This window comes from Actibacterium atlanticum, from assembly GCF_000671395.1.
In the GTDB taxonomy this organism is placed as follows: domain Bacteria; phylum Pseudomonadota; class Alphaproteobacteria; order Rhodobacterales; family Rhodobacteraceae; genus Actibacterium_D; species Actibacterium_D atlanticum.
In genome coordinates this window covers 294,282-320,679 of record NZ_AQQY01000002.1, presented here as the reverse complement: position 1 = coordinate 320,679, position 26,398 = coordinate 294,282, and the positions used below count along the sequence as shown (strand labels likewise).

Below are 26,398 nucleotides of genomic sequence, written 5' to 3'. Positions count from 1 at the left end.
AACAAGGCGTCAGCGTTGCGGCATCATCGCCTGAAACCAGCGGATCGGAAGGTATTGCCCTAGGGTGAAAATCCAGGCGAAAGGGCGTGGGAAGCTGGTGGAAAAGCGGCCCGATTGCATGGCGCGCATGACGTGATCGGCGGCGCTGTCGGGGGTCATCAGCTGCGGCATGTCAAAGTTGTTTTTCTGGGTCAGGCGGGTGTTGATAAAGCCCGGATTTGCCAGTTGCACCTGCACCCCGGTGCCACGCAGGTCGGCGCGCAGCGTTTCACCCAAATGCATCAAAGCAGCCTTGGAGGCACCGTAACCAATCGCCCCGGGCAAGCCCCGGAACCCGGCCAGCGAGCCGACCAGCACGATATGGCCCGCATCGCGCGCCGCCATATCCGGCACGACCTGCCCCAATACGCGCAACGCGCCGTTGAAATTAACCTCGGCCATGCGTTCTACAGCATCGGCATCCCAGTTTTGCGCCGTGACCGGCTCGTAAGCACCCGCACAATAAATCACGCCATCAACCGGGCCGATCTGCGCAGCGGCTTGGCGCACCGAGTCCGGGTCCATCACATCCAGAGCCTGCGCCGAGATGCCCGCCGTCCGAGCCAGATCTGCAAGGCGCTCGGCCGACCGCGCCGAGGCCACAACCCGCGCGCCCGCGTCAGCCAGTTTCAGCGCCAAGGCGCGGCCAAGCCCTTCGGAAGCGCCGATCAGCCAGAAGGTTTTGCCATGAAAAAGATCAGTCATTGGCCGGGCGCATCGTTGCGACCAGTTCAGCCACTTTGATCCCGTATTTGCGCATTTCAGAGCGGTTCATGATCGCGCCATTGTCCATCAGATACATCCAGTCGGTGACCGAAAGAACATGTCCGCCCGCATCCTCGGGCAGGCGGATACGATAGTTCATGCGCACGGTAGACCCTGATTGAACCCCCGTCGCCGTGCCTTCGATGTCATCGGCCGTGGCGCTGAAGTTACCGTCATTGCCCAGCGCCAGATGCCATTCACGATGTTGGGTCTTGCCGGTGGAATAGGTGAAATCCTCTTTCAGCGAGCCGCGCGCGCCCTCCCAGCTTCCGTTCATCTGGGCAATGAACCGGCTGTCGACGCGCCCGAGCGGGCCATAGATGATGCCTTCGCACAGGATCGGGCCGTTCAGATGCTTGCGCAGGTCAAAGGCTGGACCGGTGTCCGCGTAATGCGCCGGTTGCTGAGCGCCAAAGCCCATCATGCGGCGGCTCAGCGCCCAAAGCGCGACCAGAGCGGCCAGAAAAAGGATCAGCTCAAGCATGGGACATCTCCACCTGCACAACGTCGGTTTGACCAACCGCGAAAGCCGCCGAGCAAATCCCCAGATAGTAGCGCCAGCTGCGCAGGAACTCTTCGCCATAGCCCAGCTTGCTGATTTTGGCGGCGTTTTGCTCAAGACGGTCCTGCCAGAGCGCACAAGTGCGCGCGTAATCCTGACCGAAGCCATGGATTTCCCGGACTTTCAGACCGGCCAAATGGGCATGGCCACGGATCACCTTGTCAGACAACAGCATGCCGCCCGGGAAGGTGTAGTGGCGGATATAGTCCGACCCGGCGCGATAGATCGGGAAATAGTCATCGGGCACCGTAATGGCCTGCACCATGGCGCGCCCACCTTCGGCCAGACGCGCCTTGAGCGCATTGAAATAGGTCGGCCAATAGCGCTCACCGACGGCCTCGATCATTTCAATCGAAACGATGTTGTCATAGGTGCCGGTTTCGGCGCGATAATCCTGTAGCTTGATCTGGGCGCGCCCATCCAGCCGCGCATCGGCATAACCTTTCTGGTTGGGCGAGATCGTCAGCCCACTGACTGCACGCCCCTGATCGGCGGCGCGTTCGGCAAAGCCGCCCCAGCCACAGCCGATCTCGAGCACCTGTTCGCCATCGGTGAGCCGGTTCAGGATACGGTCATATTTGCGCGCCTGCCCCTGTTCCAAATCGTCGCTTTGATCAAACAGCGCCGAGGAATAGGTCATGCTGTCATCCAGCCAAAGCTGGTAAAATTCGTTCCCGACATCGTAGTGGGCATGGATATTCCGTGCGGCGCCGCGTTGGGAATTGGCGCGCAGAACGGTGTTCACCATGCGGAATTTCACGCGATTCCAGAAGCCGCCATAGGTATAGGGGCCCATGGCATCCATGTTCATCAACACCACCTCGGTCAGGTCTTTGATCGAGGTCGTATCCCACAGACCTTCGGTGAACGCTTCGCCCATGCCGATGTCGCCGCGCGCGGCAGCTGTGGTGACGACCGACCAGTCATGCAGGGTCAATTCGGCCTCGGGTTGGCCGGTGCCGAAATGGTAAACTTCGCCCTCGGGGGTGCGCAGATGCAAGCTGCCCTTGGTGATCTTTTCACAGCTCTCAAGGAACTCGTGCTTTACGCGTTTGGTCAGGAACAGCATCAGGTTACCTCTTTCGTTGGGGGCGCGGGGCGTGGGGTGTAGCGGGCCCCCTTCAACTTTAACCGCAGCGCCTGCCAATAAATCAGGGCGACGGTGCGCAGCGCCCCAAGCGGGCGGCGCAACGACATGGTTAATATAGCACGATTTCCCAGCGGCTTGCGCGCGCCGGTCAAGGTGGCGATCACACCTTCGTTTCCGTTGCGGTGCAAAATGCGGATCGCAATTTGGCCGGGACGGATATTGAAGGCAAATTCATAGTCGCCCGCGATGGTCTGAAACGGCGAGACGTGAAAGCATTTCTGCGCTGTGATCGTGTCCGTGGGGCCGATGGGGGCAAAGTCGGGCAGATGGCACAGGTACGAGTGCCGGTCGCCGAAGGTGTTCGAGACCTCGGCGATTACCGCGCGCAGATCGTCGCCCTCCATCGCCAGCCAGAAGCTGACCGGGTTAAACCAATAGCCCAGATAGCTGGGCTGAGCGAGCAGCAGGATGGTGCAGCCGTCGGGCAGGCCGTGTTCGTCAAAGACCTCTTGTGCCCAAGCCACCCCCTGGCCTTCCCCGCGCTTGCCGCCGTGGTGGCGGTCATGGATGGCGGTCAGGTTAAAGCGGTTGCGCGAGAACAGCGCCGGGTGCTCTGCGCTTTGTGGGTCGATCAGCATGTAATCGACGCCATAGCGGAACGCATGGCTGACTGATCCCAAACGCGAATGCACCGTGGTGCCACTGATATGTTGGGGCGCAAGGTTCATACTGTTTCGCGTTCCATCATCCGGGTGATGCGTACAGCGCTGGCAAAACCGTCTTCGTGGAAACCATGCCGGGTATAGGCGCCTGCGAACCACGTGTTGTTGGCACCTTGCATTGCCGTGAGCTCTTTTTGTGCCCGAAGGGCGGCGCGGTCGAACACCGGATGACGGAAGGTTTCCTGATCATAGATCAGATCTTCGCGGATTTCCGTGGCCGGGTTCAGGGTGACAAAGAGCGGGTCATCCTCGGGGATGTTTTGCAGCCGGTTCATCCAGTAGCTGACGCCGATGGCGGTTTCCTCTTTCGTCGTATCCGCCTTGTAGACCCAGCTGGACCAAACTTTGCGCCGCTTGGGCATTTGGCCTTCATCGCAGTGCAAAACCATGTGGTTATCCTGATAGCGGATCGCCGAAAGCGCCTTGGTTTCAGCCATCGTCGGGTTGGCCAGCAGGCGCAGGGACTGATCGGAATGGCAGGCCATGATCACCTGATCAAAGTTTTCGGCCGCGCAGCCCTTGGCATGGATCGTCACCAGCCCGTCCTGACGTTCGACCGATTGCACCGGGGTGCCGGGGCGCAAGGCGACCCCGCGCCCACGCAGGTGCTGCTCCAGCCGGCGGACATATTCAACCGAGCCGCCATCGACCGTCCACCACTGATGCTGCCCCGAGGGGCTGAGCAGCGCGTGATTGCGGAAGAACTGCACCAAGGCGCGGGCCGGGAAGGCGCGGATTTGTTCTGTGGGCGTCGACCAGATCGCGCCGCACAGCGGGGTCAGGTAATAGCGCTGAAACCAGTCACCCAGTTGCAGCGTATCCATCAGTTCCCCGATGGTGGTGTCATCATCCTTGGCCAGGGCCTCGGCCCGCGCATTAAACCGCAGCACATCGCGGATCATACGTGGGAAACCGGGGCGCAGCAGGTTGCGCTTTTGGGCAAACAGCGCAGGCAGGTCGCGCAGCCCGTATTCGATCCGGCCATCATCAATCGTGGCGCCAAAGCTCATGTCGGATTTAACAACCGGCACGTCCAGATCGCGGAACATGCGGGTCAGGTGCGGGTAGTTGGCATAGTTGAACACGATAAAGCCGGTATCGACCGGCTGATCGCCGCGTTTGCCTGCCACCACGGTACGGGCATGGCCGCCCAGACGCGGGGCGGCCTCGTACAATGTCACCGCATGCGTGGGCGCCAGCAAATAGGCCGCCGCCAGCCCGGATATCCCGCCGCCAACTATAGCGATGCGTTGCGGATGGGATGAGAGGGCATCGAATGACATAAGCTTTCCTTTACTGCGTTATAAAGGATACGCGCCCTTCCCCCCCGTGGATCAATGTTTTTATCGTTTTTTCAAGGATTAAACCCCAAGGCACCAGCGCATCACCGCCTTTTGCGCATGCAGACGGTTTTCGGCCTCGTCGAAAATCACCGAATGGGGGCCATCCATGACCGCGCTTGTGGCTTCTTCGTCGCGGTGCGCGGGCAGGCAATGCATGAACAAAGCGTCGGGTTTGGCGTGGCTCATCAGCAGCTCGTTCACCTGATAGGGGCGCAGCTGGTTGTGGCGGCGTTCACGGGCCGATTGCGGATCATGCATGCTGACCCAGGTGTCGGTCACGACCAGATCGGCACCGGCAACCGCGCGCACCGGGTCGCGTTCGATTTCAACCCGGGCGCCCTTGGCGCGGGCTTCTTCGACGAACACCATTTCGGGGTCCAGCTGCGGCGGGCCGGCAAAGGTCAGGTCAAAGCCAAACTGTCCGGCGGCATGGGCGAAACTGGCAAAGACGTTGTTGCCATCGCCGCACCACACGACCTTTTTGCCCGCGATGGGGCCGCGGTGTTCCTCGAAGGTCTGAATATCGGCCATGATCTGACAGGGGTGGGTGCGGTTGGTCAGCCCGTTGATCACCGGTACGGTGGCGTGTTCGGCCATTTCGAGCAGGGTTTGCTCTTCAAATGTGCGGATCATGATCAGGTCAACATAGCGCGACAGCACACGGGCGGTGTCGGCGATGGTTTCACCATGGCCCAGCTGCATGTCATTGCCCGACAGAACCATGGTCTGACCGCCCATCTGGCGCACGCCGACGTCAAATGACACCCGCGTCCGGGTGGAGGGTTTTTCAAAAATCAAAGCGACCATGCGACCGGCCAGCGATGCGTCAGGGTCGGCGGCGCCACGGGGGTGCCCATTGCGGGCTTCCTTCATCGCCTTGGCGTGGTCAATCATACCCCGCAGTTCAGCGGGATCGGTGGCGTTGATGTCCAGAAAATGCTTCATCTTATCGTCCCTCAGGCGGCTGCGACGGCCCGCGCGGCCTGATCGAGCCGCGCCAATGCTTCGTTGATGTCTTCGTCTGTAATGTTCAGGGCGGGCAAAAGGCGCACGACCTCTTGGGCGGCGGGCACAACCATGATGCCCGCGTCATAGCCCGCCTGCACCACCTTGGCGGCGCCCGGCTTGGTTTTGAGCCCCAGCATCAGGCCAGAACCACGAACCTCTTCGAACACGTCGGGATGCGCGGCAACCAGCCCTTCCAGTTTCTGGCGCAACAGGCCCGCCTTGCGGTTGACCTCGTCCAAAAACGCAGGCTCTGCAATGGTTTGCAGAACTTTCAGTCCTACGGCACAGCCCAGCGGGTTGCCGCCATAGGTCGAGCCATGGGTGCCCGCGACCATGCCGCTGGCGGCCGTTTCAGTGGCCAGCACAGCCCCCAGCGGAAAGCCCCCGCCGATGCCTTTGGCAACCATCATGATGTCGGGCGAAATGCCGGACCATTCATGGGCAAACAGCTTGCCGGTGCGGCCGACGCCGCATTGGACTTCGTCGGCAACCAGCAAAGCGCCGGTTTCATCGCACAGATCGCGCAGGCCTTTCAGGCACTGATCCGGTACGGTGCGAATGCCGCCCTCGCCCTGCACGGGTTCGATTATCACGGCGGCGACGGTCGGGTCTTGCATGGCTTTGGTCAGCGCGTCGTGATCGCCGAATTCAAGCTGTTCAAACCCGGGCAAAAGCGGGCCAAAGCCCTTGGTCATTTTCTCGGTGCCCACGGCGGCAATCGCGGCCGAGGAGCGCCCGTGAAACGCGCCGGAGAAGGTCAGGATTTTGATCCGTTCCGGCTGACCTTTGTCGAACCAGTACTTGCGCACCATCTTCACCGCCAGCTCGCACGCCTCGGTGCCCGAGTTGGTGAAGAACACCGTATCGGCAAAGGTATTGGCAACCAGCGCATCGGCCAGCGCGGTCTGTTCCGGGATTTCATAGAGGTTCGACAGGTGCCAGATTTTGCCGGCCTGCTGCGTCAGTGCCGCCACCAGATCGGGGTTGGCATGGCCCAGCGCATTCACCGCGATCCCGGCGCCCATGTCCAGAAATCGGCGCCCGTCCTTTGCCTCCAGCCACGAGCCTTCGCCGCTGACAAAGCTCAGCGGGGCGCGGTTATAGGTCGGCAGGATCGACGAGATCATGGGTTTGGTCCTTATAAGAAGCCCGATTGGTGCCAAAGGCATGGGGGCAAGTCAACGATGTAAGGGGGTTAGAGCGCAATAAAGCGCAATAGGATCAGGGCCGGCGGCTTAGCGTCGGCGTCGCGTCTGTGTGATATGGGCGCGTTTGATCATGGGCGCTGGCTACAGCGATTGCGCGCCCATGTCCAGAGCTGGGTTCAGGCTTTCAGCCGATAGCCACGGCGCAGCCAGTGCCAGCACAGGCCAAGGATGGCCGCGGTGCTGGCCCCGCACACGCTCAGCCCCAGCCACGCAGAGCTGTCCGAGGTGCCCAACACGCCATAGCGCATGCCATCAATCAGATAGAAAATTGGGTTGAAATGGGTGATCACCTGCAGCGCCTTGGGCAGGCTTTCCACCGAATAGAACGTGCCGGACAGAAAGCTTAGCGGGGTGATGACGAAATTGGTGATCGCCGCCATTTGATCAAACTTGGCGGCATAGATCCCGGCAATCATGCCCAGCCCCGCCATGAACGCCCCGCCCAAAAGCGCAAAGATCAGCGCCCAAAGCGGGTGCGCGACCCCCATGCCCAGAAACAGCACCATCGCCAACAGGATCGCGATTGCCACGAACACCCCGCGCGCCATGCCCCCGATGACATAGCCTGCGACCAGCTCGCCCGCGGACAGGGGCGGCATCAGCGTATCCACGATATTGCCCTGAACCTTGGCAATGACCAAAGAGGACGACGTATTGGCAAAGGCGTTTTGGATCACTGTCATCATCAACAGCCCCGGCGCCAGAAAGTTGACATAGGGCACGCCCATGACCTGGCCCCGGGTTGGGCCGATGGCCAATGAGAACACCGCCAGAAACAGCCCGGCCGTGACCAAAGGCGCCGCCACGGTCTGCGTCCAGACCGCCATAAAGCGATAGATTTCCCGTTTGCACAGGGTGGTCACACCCAGCCAATTCACCCGTCCGAAACGTCGAACACCCATAGAGGTTGAATTCTGCATGGATTTCCCCCAAATATGCTGGCCCAGAGCCAGTGCTGTGGGCTTGTATCCCGTCGGCACCGCAGAATAGAATAGGGCACCGCCGGATGTCACTTAATCGTACCACCGGGTGCGATCAACCGGCCAACAGCCAAAGGAACGATATGTCCTGGACCGAAGAGCGCGTCGAGACGCTAAAAAAAATGTGGGGCGAGGGTCAGTCGGCCAGCCAGATCGCCAAAGAGCTGGGTGGTGTCACCCGCAATGCGGTGATCGGCAAAGTGCACCGCCTTGGCCTGTCGAACCGCTCGGGCGGCGGCGGTAAACCTGCTGCCAAGGAAAAGGCCGCGCCCAAGGCTGAAGCAGCGCCCAAGGCAAAGCCCGCACCCAAGGCAAAGCCTGCGCCCAAACCGGCTGCTGAACCTGCCAAAGCGGCAGAGACCATACCTGCGCCGATCCCGGCCCGCAAAGCCATCATTCCTGCCGGTCAACCGCTGCCGCCCCAGCCCTCGGCCAACGAGATCAGCCCCGAAACGCTGGCCTCGGCCCGCGAGGTGGAAAAGAGCGCGAAGAAGCTGTCGTTGATGGAGCTGACCGAGCGCACCTGCAAATGGCCCATTGGCGACCCGGCGACCGAAGAGTTTTGGTTCTGCGGCCTGCCAGTACAGTCGGGCAAGCCCTATTGCGAGGTCCATGTCAGCGTGGCCTTCCAGCCGATGAGCGCCCGCCGCGACCGCAAACGCTGATCGGCCGTAGATTGTGACCAGAAAAGGCCCGCCTCTGGCGGGCTTTTTGCTGTGCATTGCCCTGTCCTGCGCTAAGTTCTGCCCATGGTTTCGTTGTTAAAGCACCCGGTTTACGGGCCTTTGTTCGCCGCGCAGCTGGTTGCGCTGACCGGGACGGGCCTGATGACCATCGCGCTGGGATTGCTGGCCTATGATCTGGCCGGACCCCATGCCGGCGCGGTGCTGGGCACCGCCTATGCGATCAAGATGCTGGCCTATGTGGGCCTGTCCCCCATCGTTCAGGCCTTCACCGAGCGTTTGCCCCGCAAGGCAGTGTTGGTCGGTGCAGACATAATCCGCGCCGCCGTCGCACTGTGCCTGCCCTTTGTGGAAACGGTCGGGCAGGTGTATCTGTTGATCTTTGTGCTGCAAGCGGCCTCGGCCAGTTTCACCCCGACCTTTCAGGCGCTGATCCCTGACGTCCTGCCCGATGAGGAGGACTATACCAAGGCGCTGACACTGTCGCGTCTGGCCTATGAGCTGGAAAACCTGCTGAGCCCTGCGATTGCTGGCCTGTTGTTGCTGGTGATCAGCTTTAGCGGGCTGTTCGTGGGGACGGTCATCGGCTTTGGAGTGTCCGCGCTTCTGGTCATTCGCACCCCCCTGCCCGCCCGCCCGCGGCGTGAAAAACCGGGGCCGTTCTGGCGGCGCGTGACCCGGGGAGGCAGGATTTATCTGGCTACGCCCCGGCTTCGCGGGCTGTTGGCCCTGAACCTGTCTGCGGCGGCGATCGGGGCCTTTGTATTGGTGAATACGGTGGTCGTGGTACGCGCAACCTATGATCTGCCTGCCCCCTATCTTGCGCTGGCCATGGGGGCCTTTGGGCTGGGGGCGATGTGCGCTGCTTTGATCCTGCCGGTGTTGTTGCGACAGGCCGGAGACCGGATCGTCATGCTGGCCGCTGCCTGCGGGATGGTGGGTGTCAGCCTGGCTCTGGGCCTGTTCACCGCCCTGTTTGGATGGCCCGCTTGGCATCTCATGCTGGCGGTATGGCTGGGGTTGGGGGCGTGCTATTCAGGGGTGATCACCCCTGCGGGCAGGTTGATCCGCCGCTCGGCGCATAACACGGATCGCCCGGCCGTTTTTACCGCGCAATTCGCGCTTTCCCATCTGTGCTGGCTGATCACCTATCCGTTGGCAGGATGGGGAGGGCGCGGGCTGGGCCAGAGCACGACACTCATCCTGTTGGGGCTTATCGCGGCTGGCGCGCTGTGGGCGGCAGGGCGGTTGTGGCCTGCAGGGCAGGACCGCGCCCCCGAGCATGACCATTCAGACCTGCCACCGGATCATCCGCACCTAAAAGCGCATCCAATGTCAGACCACGGCCACCGCCACCGCCTGATCATTGATGAAATCCATCCGCATTGGCCGCGCTAGCCGCGACTATTGGTTGCCTAGTCGTTCCAGAAGTTTTTCGCGCAGTTTCTCGCGCGCGCTTTCCTTAAGTTCTTCTTTGCGGGTCTCAATCTTTTCTTCGACCCGTTCCTTGACGGCGGTTTCAGCATCCAGTTTCAGTTTTGGTGCATCCCAGCTGCCGGTCACCCGCAGGGGGACTTTCAAGCTGCGCTCGGCATCATTGCGGGCAAAGGCGACCGGGATCAGGCGGTAATCCAGCACCTGCGCCCCGATCCCAACGGTGCCTTTGCCGGTGGCCTTGATGCGCGGGCCATCCAGCACGAAATCTTCGTTGCTCAGCACACCGCCCGCAATGTCAAACGTCGCCGTGACCTTGTCAAAGACAGTGCGCCCCGAGGCATCGCCGCTTTGATCGCTCTGATAGGCTGACGCAAGGTCGACCCCCAGAAACAATCCGTCCGAAAACGAAAGCGCGCCCGACCCGGACAGGCTGTTGGCCAGTGCAGCCTCGGAATTGCCCGAAGCAAGGAACTTTAACTGCGCGGCACCTGTGCCCGTCAGTTTTTCATAGCTCGCCAGTTCGCTTAGCGCAGGCTGCAGGGCCAGACCGTCCAGCGACAGATCCCCGCCCACCGACAGGCCCCCGCGCCCGTTGATCACAAACTCGCCTGTGATCAATCCCTCATAGGCGCGCAGCTCGCGCAGATCAAAGACCAGACGGCGGTCCGACAGGGTGACCAGCGCGCGGGTCGCGTTTAGCGTCAAACCCGGCAGCTTCACCCCCTGCGCGCTTAGCGCGATGGACGCATCCACCGCCGCCAGCCCCGACACATCAATCGGTGCCGTGGACCAGCCCGAACTGGCCGCGCCCGCGCCGCTGTCCGTTGCGCCGCTTAACGCGATCAGATCCAGCACCCCCGTCGACAATTGCCCGTTCAGCTTGGGGCGTGCGCCGTTGGGATCAACATCTAAAGCACCCGACAACGTGTTTCCGGCAAAGCCAATCACCCCGTCGCGCAGATGCACGGTGCCCTGTGGCGCAAGCGTGACATTGCCCTTGGCCGAAACCGTACCAAGACCAGATGGCAAATCGGCGCTCTGTCCGGCCAGCGCCAGCACGGGGCCCAGATTTGCCGCGCTCAGAGACAGCGCGCCCTCGGCGGCCAAAGGCTCCAGCCCCGCGCGGCCCTCGAAACTCAGATCCGCCCCCGCCAGATCGGCCTCAAGCTTGACCGTGCTGACATCGCCGTTCAACGCCGCACCGAAATTGCCCAGTGCGAACGCGGCCTGCGCGCTCTGCCCGTTCATCAGCCCGGAAAGCGACAATTTGGCCGGTCCGTTGAAATCTGGCACGCTGAGCGACAGGTCCAGTGCATCGATCGCGTAATCGGCGCCGCTGGCGCGGTCGATAAACCGCACAGAGCCGTCGCTGATCAGGGCCTGATCAATGGTAAAGGCCGTGGCCGTGCCGCTGGCTTCGCCACTGTCAGCCGTTGCGGTGCCCGCGCCAAACTCCCAGTTGGCCAGACCCTCGGCCGAGGTTTCCAACAGGATCTGGGGCTGCACCACCTGCAGCTCGCGGATCACGATATCCCCTTTGATCAAGGCTGCCGGGTCCAGCCCGATCCGCATGGTCTGCGCCTGCAACATGGGCTGATCCGAGGCCCAGTCGGCATTCGACAAAGCCACCGGCCCCGCCTGAATGCCAATCTGCGGCCAGATTGAGGGCTTGATGCGCCCCTCCAACGTCAAAACCCGCCCCGTCGCCGCCTTCACCTGATCGCTGGCCAACGCCGCGATCTTATCGGCCGGCAGCAAGAACACCGCCCCCACCAGCAAAGCGGCCAACAGGACCAAGGCAAAGAAGCTACGGATCAACCAGCGCATGACGCACCCCCACTAAATCACGTTCAAGGGTAACCTAAGCAGGCGCAGAGCAGGCAACAACCTTGAAACGCGCCTGACCCGAAGGGTGGGCGAGAAGCGCCCGCCCTGTGGGGGCGGGTCGGGCGCTCGCGATGCTGTGCATCGCGCATAGATTGACGCAACCGGAACCGCTGCCGCAGGCCCAGCGCGGCCTGCGCTTTGTGCCGAGCCGAAGGGTTAATAGATGTTCTATTGGGCCAATTTACCTGAAGCGCAGGTGATCAAGCGGACGAAGTTCAGCTGGCCTTTAACAGTGTTTTGCGCCCCTTCCGTGAGGCGCATCGCCCGGCCCATCACCGCGCGCCCCGCTCCGCTTCCTTGTTAATCGATACCTTGTTGGCCGCGAGGTAAACGTCGATATCATTTAAAGCAGCGGAAAGCGCGGTATTCTCCCGAGGCCAAGCCAAGATCCCTGAAGGCAATGGCCCTCTCAAATATATCCTGCTTGCCTCAAAGGGCAGCACAATCCGAGTCGTTTCTCGATAGCAGACATATCGTGTCTGCTGCGACTCGCACTCATAGGCAACGTCAGAAGACAGATGTGCGACGAGGCCCGCCATGAATTCTGAGTTCAGATCATCCAGTCGATACTCGACGACCTCTGTATTATGGGCTGGCATCAAGAAACTGAGCTGCACAGTCAATATGACGAAGTAAACCACTGGCAGGGCTATCCCTCCAAGCAGCAAAAATGATGTATGCTTGCGTGTCAGCACATGAACATCTCCCGTACGAAATAACTCGGTCTGCGAGGAAACTATGCCGAACCCGGAACGCGACCAAATTGCATTAACCTATCTCTTTGCTAGGCTAGGCATCTTTAAATTGGCGTTGCGACAAATCCTTTCGCATTCGGAGAAAAGTGTAAATGGAACTAACGGATTTAGACGAAGTTCTAAGCGAATACGTCGATCAGCTTGAGAGTTCAAAGGCGGGAATACAGCAATGCCTCTTTGCATATGAAAACCGGTGCAAAGTGTTGATTTTGGAGATTGGGCAGAAGCACTCCTACGGTGAATCCGACGTCAAATTCGATGAGCTGCTTGCGATCCAAACAACGTTGTCCAAATTGCTGTTTGGCGCCGGCGTTCAAATCGGCAAGAAGCTGGAAGCTCTGGTCAGAGAGTTTGATCGGTTGGATGATCCCGACGTACGGCGCTACTGGTTCGACAAATTCCAAGATGGTCTTACGTGGCCAGAGTACGCGTGACGTCAAAAGAACCGGGAAGAACCTTCTTTTGCAAAGACCGTTTGCGAGAAGAATTCTCAGACCTCTTCCCGGAATGTGAGTATCACAGTGAGTTCATAGCGTAGCGAATCCTTGTGGACCGAATGGAATTGTGAACGGAAGACATCTGAACTCTGCGATATACCAGCATCAGCCTCTGTGCACTAAAGTAAAGGATGCCTCCGCAGAGAGTTGTGCGTGGCACGAACACTCAGGAAATCGACTGAAACCGCCGAAAACTTGTGGGAGGTTCAAATTATGACAGAACGCGCAGCCCGATTTGAAAAGTATATTGATAAAGCAAAGTCAGGGGGAACGCTTTCTAAAGATGAACTAACTGATATTATTCAAGTTTTCTACGGCCCAATAGAAGTACAATCGTACGAAAGCCTACTAGCTTTCGCGTTGGTCTTTCCATTCGAACAAGATCATTTGGACAGGTATAAGGACCTTTTTGCCTGCTTCAGACAGCATGACACCATCGAGACCAATCTCAGCGATAGGTCCGCAGCCGTGATCACCGCTGTGTGTAATTACTGGAGCGGTTCAGCCTTGTTTGAGGCAGAGCTACGCACAGTATTGAAGGACTGGCCATGGGAAGATTGGCCCGACACATGTATCCGGGCCGCATCCTCGTTCGGTGGTTTGATTTATGAAAACCAATCCGAAGCAATGTTCGGGTACCTAAAAAAGATCGCTTCAGACAAGTTCGATTATGTGGAAGCCCTTGAAAAAGAGGTTCTGGCCAGGTCTCTGATCGCGGCGATCATCGGATTTCGGAAGTCACCAAAGAAACTGGCTTCTCAGATCAAAACAAAGTCTGACATCAAAAGGCTTTCTCTAGACCGGCGACCTTGAAGCCTATGCAAGCTATATCACCTAGTACGCTTTAAGCGCACTGGCGGCGCAACGCCCCTATTCCCAAGCCGCCCTTGCGCCGCTATACGCCACCCCATGTCCAGCAATCCGCCCGACCTCCGCCCTGATCTTGCGCCCAAAGCGCGCATTTCCGACACCGCCCGCGCCGGCCAGCCGACTGTCGGCATGGTCTCGCTTGGCTGCCCCAAGGCGCTGGTCGACAGTGAGCGCATCCTGACCCGCCTGCGGGCCGAGGGCTATGCGATCTCCCCCGATTACGGCGGGGCCGATGCGGTGATCGTCAACACCTGCGGCTTTCTGGACAGCGCCAAGGCCGAAAGCCTTGAGGCCATCGGCGAGGCATTGAAGGAAAACGGCAAGGTGATCGTGACCGGCTGTTTGGGGGCCGAGGAAGACTACATTCGCGGCACGCATCCCAGCGTGATGGCCGTCACCGGCCCGCATCAATACGAACAGGTGCTGGACGCGGTGCACGGCGTCGTGCCCCCCGCCCCCGATCCGTTCATTGATCTGCTGCCCTCCAGCGGCGTCAAGCTGACCCCGCGCCATTACAGCTATCTGAAAATCTCCGAGGGCTGTAACCACAAGTGCAAGTTCTGCATCATCCCTGACATGCGCGGCAAGCTGGCGTCGCGCCCGGCCCATGCGGTGCTGCGCGAGGCTGAGAAACTGGTGGACGCGGGCGTCAAAGAACTGCTGGTGATCTCTCAGGATACCTCGGCCTATGGCGTCGATATCAAACACGCCGAGGACCGTGGCCACCGCGCCCATATCACCGATCTGGCCCGCGATCTGGGGTCGTTGGGCGCGTGGGTGCGGCTGCACTATGTCTACCCCTACCCGCATGTGCGCCAACTGATCCCGCTGATGGCGGATGGCCTGATCCTGCCCTATCTGGACATCCCGTTTCAGCACGCCCACCCCGACGTCCTGAAACGCATGGCCCGCCCCGCCGCCGCCGCCAAAACGCTGGACGAAATCCAGGCATGGCGCCGCGATTGCCCCGACATCACCCTGCGCTCGACGTTTATTGTGGGCTATCCGGGTGAGACGGAAGAGGAGTTCCAAACCCTGCTCGATTGGCTGGACGAGGCCCAGCTCGACCGCGTCGGCTGCTTCCAATACGAAAACGTCGACGGCGCGCGCTCAAACGCCCTGCCCGACCACGTCCCGGCCGAGGTCAAGCAAGACCGCTGGGAACGGTTCATGGAGAAGGCGCAGGCGATCTCCGAGGCCAAGCTGGCCGCCAAGGTCGGTCAGGTCATGGATGTGATCGTCGACGATATTGACGAAGACGGCATCGCCACCTGCCGCACCAAAGCCGACGCCCCCGAGATCGACGGCAACCTGTTCATTGACGAAGGCACCGAGGGGCTGTCGGTCGGGGATATCGTCAGCGTAGAAGTGGACGAAGCGGGGGAGTATGACTTGTGGGGTTGCCTGCACTAAGCTTGCGGCCCAGCATCTTGGCCCTCACCGACTTCTGATACAGCGTCGCGAATTTTCGGTGCTGGCTTTCGCCAAGCCGAAAGGTTCTGACCGATCTCGCGGTAGAACTCAGGCACCAGTGTCTCAAGCTCTGATACGAAGTTGGTTTGTTGCGTAAACTTCGCACCAAGCCGACGGGCCATGTAAACATGGAAGCTGACAACCTGCAGATCATTCTTGTCACGTTCGCAAAGCTCAGGTTCTTCACGAAGATCTATTAGGCTATGTACAGTATCTTCGCTTCGGCCGGGCCAAGAAAACTTGATGAAGACCTCTCCTGCATTTTCCGTCCTCAGTTGCCTCAACAACCAGTTTAACCGCGCTTTAGATGACTTTCTGTCCTCGGGTGCCCGCAGGCTCATTCCGACTTCCAACGTCCGACGATTTAGGTCAGCGGTAACCGTCAAAGGCGCAGCGGCATCTGGAACATCTAAATTGACACCTAGCTGATGCGCTTCTCTCAACGTCTGAAGCTCATCTTTGAGCCGCTCCGCCGGATCCTTCAAATGCTTCCTAGAGAGTTTTTGGTGTACTGCCGTTTCAGTTTCTCGGCTTAGAATCAACGACAAATCTTTCGTCTCCTGATGCCAAGCATCTAGAACCACTCCGGCCTCTGGAGACTTCGCCAAAATCTTACCACCAGCTGAAATGTGCCTATTCAACTCACTCCATTCTGGCGGCATCCGGTCAAACCCTTTTATGCCGGCGCTTTCATGGGTGAGAAACCGCATTAACTCCTGCAACAGGACAGACTGGTCACTGTCTTTAACTTCATCATTGCTCAGCAATAGATCCGCTGCCGTTCGGATGAACATCCAAGACCAGTGATAGACCGGAATCTTTGACCGGCTCTTGCGAACATCTTCGACAGGGTGATGATCTGGAGTGGTCGCAAACTGATTTGAAATAGTGATGATGCAATCGATGCTGTGCTCTTTTGCGATCAATCGATATCTATCTATTTGCTCCGCAGTTATATGAGCGTTTCCAACCTTGGCCTCCACCATAGCGCGCCATTCTCGTGCGCCCGTTCTTATGACGATCAACCCGTCTGGGCGGTCCTTTGCCACCACTTTCTCACCCTTGAAAACGATCTCGGTGTAGGTTGCAACGCTAGATCGCTTTCCCACACGCTGCCCTATCGAACTCAACAGTTCTGATCCGAATTCATTTACGAGCGTCATGCATGCCAAAACGATAGACGTGGTTCGCCCTTCCTTAGACGTTGTGGCAAGTACTGGGAAAAGTCGCGCAACCTCTCCTTGGCTTAGATAATCGGGTCGGGCCATTGAATATCCTTTCGAAATCAAGTTGAGCGTAATGTCTATTGCCTCTGCATTTCAACCCTAGGGTATGCGCCCCTAGCTCAACGCAATCAGCTTCACTCACATGCGAACGCCACCCTCTGTTTCGTATTGCCTAACCGCCGCATTCCCGGTTACCTCCCCAAACAGGAGGACACCCCATGAACAAGAACTACAAAGACCTGCTGGCCGCCGCCCATGCGGTGATCGAGACCGTCCCGACGGACAAAGCCATGGGGATGCTCAAGGACGACAACATCGTCTTCGTCGACCTGCGCGACCGGCGTGAACTGGAACGCGAGGGCCGCATTCCCGGCGCCTTCCACTGCCCGCGCGGGATGCTGGAGTTCTGGATCGACCCCGAAAGCCCCTACCACAAAGACATCTTCGCGCAGGGCAAAACCTATCTGTTTTACTGCGCCTCCGCTTGGCGCTCGGCGCTGGCCACCCAAACCGCACAAGACATGGGGCTGACACCCGTCGCCCATATCGCCGGGGGTTTCTCGGCCTGGAAACTCAACGGCGGCCCTGTCGAAGACGTCTCAGCAAAGTGACCCAGACGGGCGCAGCCCGGATGGCGCCCGCGCGGCCCTCAATGGGGCGCAAGGGCGCGCCCTAGGGTTCGCGCAGCGCTTCGCGGGATTTGTACAACGGTTTCAGCAGGTACTTCAGCACCGTCTTGGCACCGGTTTGCAGCTCCACCTGCGCGCGCATGCCGGGGCGAATTTCGATGTCTTGGTGACGCGATAAAAACTCTGACCCGTCCACCTTCAAGCTGACCTTATAAAACGGCTCGGCGCGCGGGTCGCGCTCATCCTCGAACGTATCAGCAGACACGAAATCAACCTGCGCCTTTAGCGTGCCATAGATCGTGTAATCATAGGCCGTCAGCTTGATCGTCGCATCCTGACCGCGCTCGACGCTGGCGATGTTTTCAGGCCTTACGCGGGCCTCAACGAACAGCTCTTCGCCCAGCGGGATGATCTCAAAAATCTCTTCCCCCGGACGCACCACGCCGCCGATCGTCGTCACAGACAGGTTGTTGACGATCCCACGCATCGGGCTGGTGATCACCGTGCGCGCCAGCTGATCCTGCGCCAGCCGCAATTCCTGGCGGCGCGAAGTCAGATCCTGCAAGGTCTTTGAATACTCTTCAGCCAGATCCAACTCGGCCCCGGTACCGATCTCATTGTACTTGATCTGCGCGTCAGACACCGCCTTTTTGGCGCGGTTGACCTCGACCAGCGCCACAACCTTCTGCTTATAAAGCTTTTGCAGATTGGCCAGTTCCGATTGGGCCTGTTCCAACACCTCGCGCGCGCCAGACCGGCGGCTGGCGTAATCGGTTTGGCGCGCATCCAACAGCGCTTTCTCCGAGGACAGAATGCTGGGTGAACGTGCCGCCAGTTCCGGCGCAACGTTAAAATCAAACGCGCCTTCCAGTTCGGCCTCCAGCCGGTGTTGACGGATTTCCAAAGCGTCGATCTGATCCTGCAAGTCTTCGGCCGTGGTGCGGAACTTGGTGTCTTGCAAACGGCCCAGAACCTGCCCGGCCTCCACCAAAGCGCCCTGCCCGACGTTCAGTTCCGCCAGTATCCCGCCTTCAAGGTTCTGGATGATCTGCGCGCGCGACGACGACACCACCTGCCCATCTGCGCGCACGATCTCATCGACCGAGGCAAACGCGGCCCACAGGATGAACAGCACAAAGGCCAGCCCGATCAACCGGATGATCCGGCTGGAGCCGCTCAGCGCTTCGTCCATCGGGGCGTCAAAGGTGCTCATCCTTCGGCCCCGGCAGAAAGATGCGCCAGAACCTGATCGCGTGGACCATCGACAACCATGCGACCGGCCTGCAGGATCAGCGTGCGGTTGGTCAAAGACAGGATCGGTAAGCGATGCGTCGCGACGACTGCGGTGCGGCCCTGCAGCCAGCCTTCCAAGCGGCTGACCAAGGTGCGTTCCAGCGTTTGATCCAGTGCCGCAGTCGGTTCATCCAACAGCACAACCGGCGGGTTTTGCAGCCAAAGCCGGGCCCAGCCGATGGATTGGCGTTGACCGATCGACAAGCCTTCGCCGCCGTCACGTATTTCAAGATCCAGCCCTTTGTGATGGCCACGCACAAAGGGGCCAAGCCCGGCAAAATCCAACGCGTCCAGCAGCCGCTCGTCATCGCCCTCCAGCATGTGCAGGTTCAGGTTGTCGCGCAGGGACCCGGCGATCAATCGCACCTCTTGCCCCAGATACCCAATACCCCGCCGCAGGTCGCGCGGGTCGATCTGCGCCATGTCGGTGCCATCAATCAGGATACGGCCCTGTTCGGGGGCATAGAGCCCCGAGAGCAGTTTGAGCAAAGTCGACTTGCCCGAACCATTCGCGCCCAAAACCGCGACGCGTTGCCCGGGTTTGATGCCGATGCCCGGCACATCCAATGTGGGTGCACCATCGGCGTCGTAACGGAACTGAACCTCGCGCAGCTCAAACGCGCCTTGCAGCTTTTCGCGGCGCAAATAGCTGCGGCTTTCGTCTTTTTCCTGCTCGGCGCCCGCAATGGCATCAAGGCTTTCCAGCGCGCCTTTGACATTGCTCCACCGTGCCATGGTGGCGGCGAACTGGGTCAGGGGCGCCAGAGTGCGGCTGGTCAGAATGCCGGTTGCGATGATCGTGCCGACGGTAAATTCACCCGCGAAAACCAGATACGTCCCCGCCACGACGGTCAGGATATAGGTCGCCTGCTGCACCCCCTGCGACCAATAGGTCAGCATGCCAGACAAGCGGCGTTGCTCGGCCGAGGCGTGGCTGGATACGGCGTTCAGCTCGTCCCACAGACGCATCACGCGCTCTTCGCCGCGCTGGGTTTTGACCGTGTCCAATTCGGTGATGACCTCATGCAGCAGCCGCCCCGCCTTGGCCGAGGCGCCTTGCGTTTGACGCGTCAGCGCGATCATCCGCTTTTGCATGAAATAGGCAGGCAGCAGCATCAGCACACCGCCTAAAACGATCAACCAGACAATCGGCCCCGCGATTGAGGCCACCAGCAGCAAGAACACCAACACAAAGGGCACATCGGTCAGCGTCGCGATGGTGGATGACGTGAAAAACTCGCGCACCGCGCCGAAATCGCGCATCGCGGCAAACAGGCCCGAGGGCGGCAGCGGCTTGCGGTCTGATCGCATGCCAATCAGCCGTTTCATCAGGTTGTGCTGCACGGACAGTTCGACCTGACGGCCCGAAATATCGGTCATCCGGGCGCGCGCCAGCTTCAAAGCGCCCTCTAAAGCGATGGCCAGAAATGCCCCCACCGCCAAGACCCAAAGCGTGGCCTGAGACTGATGCGGAATCACCCGGTCATAGACTTGCAAGGAAAACAGCGCGACAGCCACGGCCAGCAAGTTGGCGACCAGCGCCCCTAACATGATTTCGGTGACTTGCTTGCGGTATTTGGGAAACTCGCCCCAGAACCAATGGTTTTCCACGGCGGCGGGCACATGGCGTTCGGTGATCTGACGCAGCGAGGAACGCCCTGACAGGATCGTGCCGGTGAAATGCGGGGTGAATTCAGACAGCGGCACCTCGGTGCGGTTGTCGGGGCAACTGGTGTCGAAAATCTCCAGCACGTCGTCGCGCTGACCCAGCACCAGAACACACTGGCCATTGGCCATCATCGCCAGCGCGGGCCAGCGATGCGGCGCGGGGGTGATCTTGTTGCTGACACGCGGTTTCACACCCGTTTGCGCCAGCGCCTTGGACAGCGCACCCACACTTACATCACCGGGGGACGCGGCCCACATATGTTCCGCAATATCAGACACCGCCGCCTGTTCACCGTTCAGTGACGCAAGAATCGCAATCAGCGTTGCACGGTGCTGAATGCGACTGGCCGTGCCCTCGACTAACGCACGAATGGCCGCCTCCTCGGGTGAAGGCTCTGGCGGTTGGACCACATTTGCGGGCGCGGGCTTGGGCACAGGCTTGGCGGGGCGTGGGGCCGCGCTTGCAAGGGTCAGATGAACGGGCTTCTTGCTCAAATTGCATCCCCGTCTGCCAAGACGCCACGATCCCGTGCCAGCTCCAGCTGGATCAGGATCACCTCATAGCGCGCTTCGATCAGGGCCTGTTCGCGCGCGACCAGTTGTTCGTAGAAACCAATCACGTCCATCACGGATTTATGCCCGGCCTCGTACTGCTTTTCGAGCAAGGCAAAGGTTTTGCGGTTTTCGCGCACCAGCTGGGCATTTTCGGCCTCTTGCCGCTGAAAGGACGCAAGGCGCTGTACCATCCGGCTTTCATTGCGGCGCGCGGCCTCTTCGGCCTCTCCGACCTGCCGCGCAGCGATTTCTTTGCTGGCTTCAATCGCCTTCATCTGCGCACCAGTACCAAAGCCCAGCGGCTGATCCACATCCAGCGTCAAAGCGCCGGTTGTTCCGCCATCGGCAACATTGGCCGAGGCCGTCAGCCCGGGCAACAGCCCGGCATTGGCGGCCTCTGCCTGCGCAATGGCGCGCTTGGCTTCGGCTTGCGACTTCAGCACCGACAAAGCCTTGGCGGATGGCACCTTTGGCAACGCAAGCTGGTCGGGGATCGCGTCAAACCCCTGCCCTGTCATGGCGCGCAGTTCCGCGCGCGATGTTGTTGCGGCCTCTTGCGCGGTGGCCAAAGCCGCACGCATATCGCTGAGCTTGCCTTCGACCACCCGCTGGTCTGACATATCCGAAACGCCGCCGCGCACCCGGCCCACGACAACGCGTTCCAGTTCAGACATTCGGGCCAGCGCACGGCTGCTGACGCCCGCTGTCTGTTCGGCCTTCAACGCAGTCAGGTAAAGCGACAAAGCGGTGTGAACACGGTCGTTCATATCGACCGACAGGTTCACAGCGGCCACTTCGACATCTGCCGCAGCAAAGGCGCGTTCTGCCTTGCGGCGACCGTTGTCAAACAACACCTGTTCCAACAGGATTCCCGCCACCAGATCCCCCAGCGAGGTCAGGCTGACGCTCGGCCCAAGCGTGGGCAACCAATTCTTGGATTTCGCCTCGGCCCGCAGGCGCGCTGAACGCAGTTCAGACTCAGACGATCGAGACGAGGCCGCAAGGGCCGCACGCGCCACCGTGTCATAGGCGCTGCCATCTGCCAGAACCGACTGACGCACCATCAGATCAGATATGATCTCGGATTCCGTATCAACTTTGGGGGTATCCAGATCGGTTTCCGACCGGGCCACTTCGGCGCTGTCGTCACTGCGAAACGAGGGTATTTTGAACTCGGGCAGGGCCATGTCTTCCATGCAGCCGCTCAGCGCAGCCACCATGGCGAAACAGGCCGTAAACCGCCCCAGTTGCCTCATCCCGTGATCTCCCCCTTCGCGCAAACAGCGTGATGCGTTGGGAGGCGCAGCATCCGCAGCGCCGCCCCCTGGTTTTTTAGATGATTACGTTGATGTCCTGTTCGACGATCAGCGTCGCACCGCTGTCGCCCACGGTATAGACATCATAGGTCTGGCCATCGATATCACGGGTATCGCCGGTCTTGATCGCGCCCGACACGTTCAGCGTATCGTCCGCGCCGCCATGCACCGTCAGTTCATCGCTGGTGCCCGACATGGCAAGAATTTGCGCTTCGGACAGGCTCAGGTCAGTGTCTTCCGCATATTCCAGGTTCAACGCCGAGATATCAAAGCCCGCCAGACCGGTGTTTTCCACCGTGCCCGCGTTGGTGGCATTGTCTTCCAGCACCAGCAACGTGCCCGAGCTGTTGCCCGCCGCGTCCGAGCTGGAGATCACCAGATGGGTGCCATCCGACACCGGGCTGGCAAAGGTGAACTCGGTTCCAAACACGGGATCGCTGGTCTGAACGTAATTTGGATCCCCAACCGCGCCATTGCTTTCCAGCGTATTGACCAGATAGTCATCCGCCGAATTTTCGGTCGAGAACCGGCGTACGTCCTGTCCGCTGAAGGTCACTGAATCCACGTCGGGTGTGTCCACCTCGGTGTCCACCTGGAACGTGTCTTGCAGGGTTTCCGTGTTGCCCGCCAGATCGGTGGCCGACACGGTCGCGGTTGCCTCATAGGTGCCTTCGGGCAGGCTGCCTGCGGCATAGGTCACCGACCAGTTGCCGTTCACGTCCACATCTGCCGTTTGGGTCACGCCTTCGACGGTCACCTGAACGACTGCGCCGGGTTCAACTGTGCCGGTCAGGGTGACCCCTGCCGCCAGTTCCGCCGCATTGATGATATCATCGGCGGTCTGATCGGTGGCGATGGCCAAGTTATCGACGTCCGTATCCACCGCAACCGAGTCATTCAACACCGAAACGTTGCCCGCCGCATCTGTCGCCGTGACGGTGATCGGCGCGTTATAGGTGCCGGTGGGAATATCCGTTGCGGCGAAATCGACGCTCCAGTTGCCCGCGCCATCAACCGTGGCCGCATGGGTGACAGCGCCCATTTGCACCGAAACCGTTGATCCCGGCTCGACCGTGCCAGTCAGGGTCACGCCATCAGCGCGTTCGCCTGCATTGATCACATCATCGCCTTCGATCAAAGCGCCGCTGGTGGCAAAGTTTTCGACCAAAGTGTCCAGATTGACCGTGTCACTGGCCGAGGCAGAGTTCCCCGCCGCATCCGTGATCGACGCCGTCACCGGCAGTGTGGCGTTGCCCGTGGGCACATCCGCCGCCGCGAAGGTTACTGACCAGTTTCCAGCCGCATCCGACACCACCTGTTGGGTGGCTGTCCCAAGGCCGACGGTGACCGTCATACCCGGTGTTGCCGTACCAGAAATATCGACCCCGCCATCGCGTTCGACAGCGTTGATTGTATCATCAATTTCAATTGGTTGGCTCGAAAGAGCCACCTGGCCAGCAATGGTATCCACACGCAGCGATGAACTGGCCGTGGCCGTATTGCCCGCCGCATCCGTCGATACGACCGACACCGTTGTGTCGTATTCCCCGGCAGGCAGGCTGCCTGCCTCGAAGACGGCGCTCCAGTTGCCATTGTCATCGACAGTCGCGCTGCGGGTGACGCCCGCCACGGTGACCTCTACCGAACTGCCCGGCTCGCCGGTGCCGGTGATGGCCACGGCCGAACCCGCCTCGGCGGCATTCAGGATGTCGTCACCGCCCGCCTGACCCGAAGCAATTGCGACAGCATTTTCGGTATCGACCTGCACCGTATGGGAGCTGGAGGCCGAGTTGCCCGCCGCATCCGTCGTGGTGATGGTCATCGTGCTTTCATAGGTGCCGCTGGGGATATCCCCCGCCGCGAAATTCACCGACCAGCTGCCATCATCGGCCACAGTCGTGCTGTAGGTTGCACCTTGCAGTTCTACGCTGACGGTCGCACCCGGCTCGCCGGTGCCGTTGATCGTGACGCCATCGCTGCGTTCTGCCGCGTTGATCACATCATCGGTTTCAACCGCCTGCACTGCCGCCGCAGGGGCAACAGTATCAACGACCAGCGTGTCGCTCACAACGGTGACGTTGCCACGCGCATCGGTGGTGGTGATGGTGACCTCGCTGGAGTATTCGCCCTCGGCCAGTTCGCCCGCGGCATAGGTCACCGACCATGTGCCATCATCGCCAACCGTGGTGGTCTGGGTCACCCCCGCGATCGACACTTCGACCGTCGCGCCCGCTTCACCCGTGCCCGAGATCACAGCGCCCGCGCTGTAGTCATCGCCGTTCACCAGATCGCCGGTGCTTTGCGTGCCATCCTGCACGTCAATCACGGGGGCGGTCAGATCAATATCAACGCTGGGGCCGTCCAAGGTGAAACTGTTGCCCTGCGGATCAACCACGGTCACCACAGCAGCGTAAACACCATCCGCAGGCATATCGCCCTGCGCGAAGGTCGCGCTCCAGGTACCATCATCGGCGACGGTGGTTGTGACCGTCTGGCCGCCGATATCCACGGTCACCTCTGATCCCGGGGCGCCAGTGCCGGTAATGGTGACGTCTGCATCAGCCGTCCCGCCAACAATGCGATCCAGATCGGCGTCGTCCACGGTGGGGGTCACGGGCTGGCCACTGCCACCGCCGCCGCCACCCAAAATCGTGCTGCCAACCACGGCCGCGCCGCCAATACCAACAGCCGCGCCAAGCCCGCTAAGCGCCGGAGCGATCAGCGGCGCCACAACCGGCTCTACGCGTTCGACATCCAGAAAGACCAGCTGGTCATAGGCGCTCCACTTTTCGCCCACAGCAACCGAGGCATAGTCCGCATCCAACACACCGGATGCCGCGTCTTCCAGCTCGACTTCCATCAGCTGGCCGTTTTCACTCAGATAAAGCTGCTTTTCGCCTGCCTGTATCTCTACATAGTACCCCTTCAGGACCAGGGTCTCGCCATTGGCCAGAACCACATGTAGATCATTTCCAACCCGTTTATAGGCCGAAATATCCGATGCACTGAGGTTAAGAGAGATATCCTTGCTAAGCCCAACATAGGCTTCATAAGAATTTGCTTCAGTAAGATTGCTATAACGTACCGTACCCGCAGAATCGCGGACGGCAAAACCGACACTACCCATAACTATACCGCTCGTTGCTGCTCGGGCCCTTAAGGACCCTTGTTCATTCTGACGCGAAGGTAACCCGAACGAATCACCTTTGCTAGCAAAATTGTATGGGCAGCCCCCAAATGTGGTATTTTTGCGGTGGAGTCCCAGATATTTGGGGCGCGTTCTTCATCCAGTCCGAGTCGTGTCAGGGGAAATGCCCCCTTAGATTGAGCAGTGCCTTACCCGGCGCGGCCCATCAAACCGGGCAGAACCCGATCCAACATGGTCGCAATCGACACACTCTGCCCATCCATAACGGCCTTGGACGATATCACTGACACCAGCCGTGGTTCTTTGCCATTGCGCAGGGCAAAGACCGGCGCGCCTGAGGCGCCGAATTCAACCTGGCACGACATCACCAACACATCCATGCGCCGCGCCAACACATCACAGGGGATTTGCAGCTGCGGGTTCTGAGTATCCGGGCGCGTATAGGACACAACCCCAACCAGCTCGCCCGCGCCGGGGCGGCTGTCCAGCTGTAACGGGCGCACAGATTTCCCCGAAATCGGACGATCCAGCGTCAGTACGGCAATGTCGTGCCCCAACTGGGCATTGCCGCGCTGAAAGCGATAGTCAGGGTGGACGCGGGCGCGCGCCACATTTCGGCGGGCCTTGACGCTGCCCCCCCGCAACCCGGCCAAAAATTCGATGTCTTCTGCGTCCAGACGTTTGCCTGTACGTTGATCAAACAGGCAATGTGCGGCTGTCAAAACGACTTGTGCGGATATCAGCGTGCCCGTGCAGCTGCTTTGCCCGGCGATGTTCAATCGACCAACGGCATCCAGTTCGGGCCAAGGCATTCTCTTTTCCTGAGCGTTTCCCGGCCCCACCAGACCAAACACAACCAAACACACTGAAATAAACGTCCGCATGAGACCTCCTGTTCACTAGGTCCCATGCTCGGCGTCTGTTGGGGCGGTATTATGGCAAATTAGAAGTAACTTTTTGATCTCCCCCGCCCGGGGGCGATCCGTGTTTCACAGCTGTATTTGCTCCAAAACCGTCTTAATAGGGCAGAATTCGGGCAGGCTGCGCGCCCCGGCGCCCTGTTTGGCCATCCAGCCGATGCACCGCGCCGACTGATCGCAATCGCAGCACGAGGCCACCATCTGTGCATAGTCATCCCGTTTCAGCGCCCCACAACGCAACGCGCCGTTGATATCCAAGCCAATACTGCGCGCCATCCCCTGAGTCAGCCAGAAGTGGCGTGACAGGCGGCCATCCAGTTCCAT

General features: G+C 60.1%; 23 protein-coding genes. 6 read left to right on the top strand and 17 right to left on the bottom strand.

Annotated elements, in window-relative coordinates; translation table 11 throughout:
- Window positions 1–9: 9 nt before the first annotated feature.
- From ATO10_RS05535 to ATO10_RS05500, 8 genes are all read right to left on the bottom strand, one after another.
- Entirely contained in the window at window positions 10–744 is a 735-nt protein-coding gene (locus tag ATO10_RS05535) for an SDR family NAD(P)-dependent oxidoreductase (protein ID WP_035249069.1), read from the bottom strand.
- Window positions 737–1,288, bottom strand: a complete 552-nt coding sequence (locus tag ATO10_RS05530; RefSeq protein ID WP_035249067.1) for a DUF3833 domain-containing protein — start codon at window positions 1,286–1,288, stop codon at window positions 737–739. Before ATO10_RS05530 ends, ATO10_RS05535 begins: the two co-directional genes overlap by 8 nt.
- Window positions 1,281–2,435, bottom strand: a complete 1,155-nt coding sequence (locus ATO10_RS05525) for an SAM-dependent methyltransferase (RefSeq protein WP_035249065.1) — start codon at window positions 2,433–2,435, stop codon at window positions 1,281–1,283. Before ATO10_RS05525 ends, ATO10_RS05530 begins: the two co-directional genes overlap by 8 nt.
- On the bottom strand, window positions 2,435–3,184 hold the full coding sequence (locus ATO10_RS05520) for a DUF1365 domain-containing protein (protein WP_035249064.1): 750 nt from the start codon (window positions 3,182–3,184) through the stop codon (window positions 2,435–2,437). Before ATO10_RS05520 ends, ATO10_RS05525 begins: the two co-directional genes overlap by 1 nt.
- Window positions 3,181–4,461, bottom strand: coding sequence for an NAD(P)/FAD-dependent oxidoreductase (locus ATO10_RS05515; protein ID WP_035249062.1), 1,281 nt, complete (start codon window positions 4,459–4,461; stop codon window positions 3,181–3,183). The genes ATO10_RS05520 and ATO10_RS05515 overlap by 4 nt, the downstream gene beginning before the upstream one ends.
- 78 nt (window positions 4,462–4,539) lie before the next feature.
- Window positions 4,540–5,466: an ornithine carbamoyltransferase gene (gene argF, locus ATO10_RS05510; protein ID WP_035249059.1), complete on the bottom strand. Its 927-nt coding sequence runs from the start codon at window positions 5,464–5,466 to the stop codon at window positions 4,540–4,542.
- An 11-nt stretch (window positions 5,467–5,477) separates the two neighbouring features.
- Window positions 5,478–6,656: an aspartate aminotransferase family protein gene (locus ATO10_RS05505; protein WP_035249057.1), complete on the bottom strand. Its 1,179-nt coding sequence runs from the start codon at window positions 6,654–6,656 to the stop codon at window positions 5,478–5,480.
- A gap of 197 nt (window positions 6,657–6,853) precedes the next feature.
- Window positions 6,854–7,657: an ABC transporter permease gene (locus tag ATO10_RS05500; protein ID WP_035249052.1), complete on the bottom strand. Its 804-nt coding sequence runs from the start codon at window positions 7,655–7,657 to the stop codon at window positions 6,854–6,856.
- A gap of 143 nt (window positions 7,658–7,800) precedes the next feature.
- On the opposite strand from ATO10_RS05500, the gene ATO10_RS05495 reads away from it, so the two are divergent.
- Together ATO10_RS05495 and ATO10_RS05490 are read left to right on the top strand one after the other, a co-directional pair.
- Window positions 7,801–8,382, top strand: coding sequence for a GcrA family cell cycle regulator (locus ATO10_RS05495; protein WP_035249050.1), 582 nt, complete (start codon window positions 7,801–7,803; stop codon window positions 8,380–8,382).
- Window positions 8,383–8,466: 84 nt separating this feature from the next.
- On the top strand, window positions 8,467–9,798 hold the full coding sequence (locus ATO10_RS05490; protein ID WP_035249047.1) for an MFS transporter: 1,332 nt from the start codon (window positions 8,467–8,469) through the stop codon (window positions 9,796–9,798).
- Between the two features lie 6 nt (window positions 9,799–9,804).
- On the opposite strand, the gene ATO10_RS05485 is transcribed toward ATO10_RS05490, so the two are convergent.
- Both ATO10_RS05485 and ATO10_RS05480 read right to left on the bottom strand, forming a co-directional pair.
- Complete coding sequence (locus tag ATO10_RS05485; RefSeq protein ID WP_051597964.1) at window positions 9,805–11,664, bottom strand: AsmA family protein; 1,860 nt, start codon at window positions 11,662–11,664, stop codon at window positions 9,805–9,807.
- 332 nt (window positions 11,665–11,996) lie between these two features.
- Complete coding sequence (locus ATO10_RS05480; RefSeq protein ID WP_035249045.1) at window positions 11,997–12,419, bottom strand: hypothetical protein; 423 nt, start codon at window positions 12,417–12,419, stop codon at window positions 11,997–11,999.
- Between the two features lie 152 nt (window positions 12,420–12,571).
- Here ATO10_RS05480 and ATO10_RS05475 point away from each other — a divergent pair, with 152 nt between their 5' ends.
- The 3 genes from ATO10_RS05475 to rimO all read left to right on the top strand — a co-directional run bounded on the left by ATO10_RS05475 (window position 12,572) and on the right by rimO (window position 15,259).
- Window positions 12,572–12,913, top strand: coding sequence for a hypothetical protein (locus ATO10_RS05475; protein ID WP_035249043.1), 342 nt, complete (start codon window positions 12,572–12,574; stop codon window positions 12,911–12,913).
- 276 nt (window positions 12,914–13,189) lie between these two features.
- A complete protein-coding gene (locus ATO10_RS05470; RefSeq protein ID WP_155886692.1) occupies window positions 13,190–13,789 on the top strand; it encodes a hypothetical protein in 600 nt (199 codons plus the stop codon).
- A gap of 96 nt (window positions 13,790–13,885) precedes the next feature.
- Entirely contained in the window at window positions 13,886–15,259 is a 1,374-nt protein-coding gene (gene rimO / locus ATO10_RS05465) for a 30S ribosomal protein S12 methylthiotransferase RimO (protein WP_035249039.1), read from the top strand.
- Here rimO and ATO10_RS05460 read toward each other — a convergent pair.
- Window positions 15,256–16,587 carry a hypothetical protein gene (locus tag ATO10_RS05460; RefSeq protein ID WP_035249038.1) on the bottom strand — a complete coding sequence of 444 codons (1,332 nt, stop codon included), beginning with the start codon at window positions 16,585–16,587 and terminating at the stop codon, window positions 15,256–15,258. The genes rimO and ATO10_RS05460 overlap by 4 nt on opposite strands.
- Window positions 16,588–16,763: 176 nt before the next feature.
- Here ATO10_RS05460 and ATO10_RS05455 point away from each other — a divergent pair, with 176 nt between their 5' ends.
- Window positions 16,764–17,156 (top strand): rhodanese-like domain-containing protein, encoded by a 393-nt coding sequence (locus tag ATO10_RS05455; RefSeq protein WP_035249037.1) that lies wholly within the window; start codon window positions 16,764–16,766, stop codon window positions 17,154–17,156.
- Window positions 17,157–17,217: 61 nt separating this feature from the next.
- On the opposite strand, the gene ATO10_RS05450 is transcribed toward ATO10_RS05455, so the two are convergent.
- The 6 genes from ATO10_RS05450 to ATO10_RS05425 all read right to left on the bottom strand — a co-directional run bounded on the left by ATO10_RS05450 (window position 17,218) and on the right by ATO10_RS05425 (window position 26,398).
- The gene (locus tag ATO10_RS05450) at window positions 17,218–18,387 is read right to left on the bottom strand and encodes a beta-barrel domain-containing protein (protein ID WP_035249036.1); all 1,170 of its coding nucleotides are present in this window, start codon (window positions 18,385–18,387) and stop codon (window positions 17,218–17,220) included.
- Window positions 18,384–20,630: an ATP-binding cassette domain-containing protein gene (locus ATO10_RS05445; protein ID WP_035249035.1), complete on the bottom strand. Its 2,247-nt coding sequence runs from the start codon at window positions 20,628–20,630 to the stop codon at window positions 18,384–18,386. The genes ATO10_RS05450 and ATO10_RS05445 overlap by 4 nt, the downstream gene beginning before the upstream one ends.
- Window positions 20,627–21,946 (bottom strand): TolC family protein, encoded by a 1,320-nt coding sequence (locus ATO10_RS05440; RefSeq protein ID WP_035249034.1) that lies wholly within the window; start codon window positions 21,944–21,946, stop codon window positions 20,627–20,629. The genes ATO10_RS05445 and ATO10_RS05440 overlap by 4 nt, the downstream gene beginning before the upstream one ends.
- Window positions 21,947–22,022: 76 nt before the next feature.
- Window positions 22,023–25,133 carry an Ig-like domain-containing protein gene (locus ATO10_RS05435; protein WP_035249032.1) on the bottom strand — a complete coding sequence of 1,037 codons (3,111 nt, stop codon included), beginning with the start codon at window positions 25,131–25,133 and terminating at the stop codon, window positions 22,023–22,025.
- A 209-nt stretch (window positions 25,134–25,342) separates the two neighbouring features.
- Entirely contained in the window at window positions 25,343–26,038 is a 696-nt protein-coding gene (locus ATO10_RS05430) for a trypsin-like serine peptidase (protein ID WP_035249030.1), read from the bottom strand.
- Window positions 26,039–26,143: 105 nt separating this feature from the next.
- Entirely contained in the window at window positions 26,144–26,398 is a 255-nt protein-coding gene (locus ATO10_RS05425; RefSeq protein WP_035249028.1) for a DUF6455 family protein, read from the bottom strand.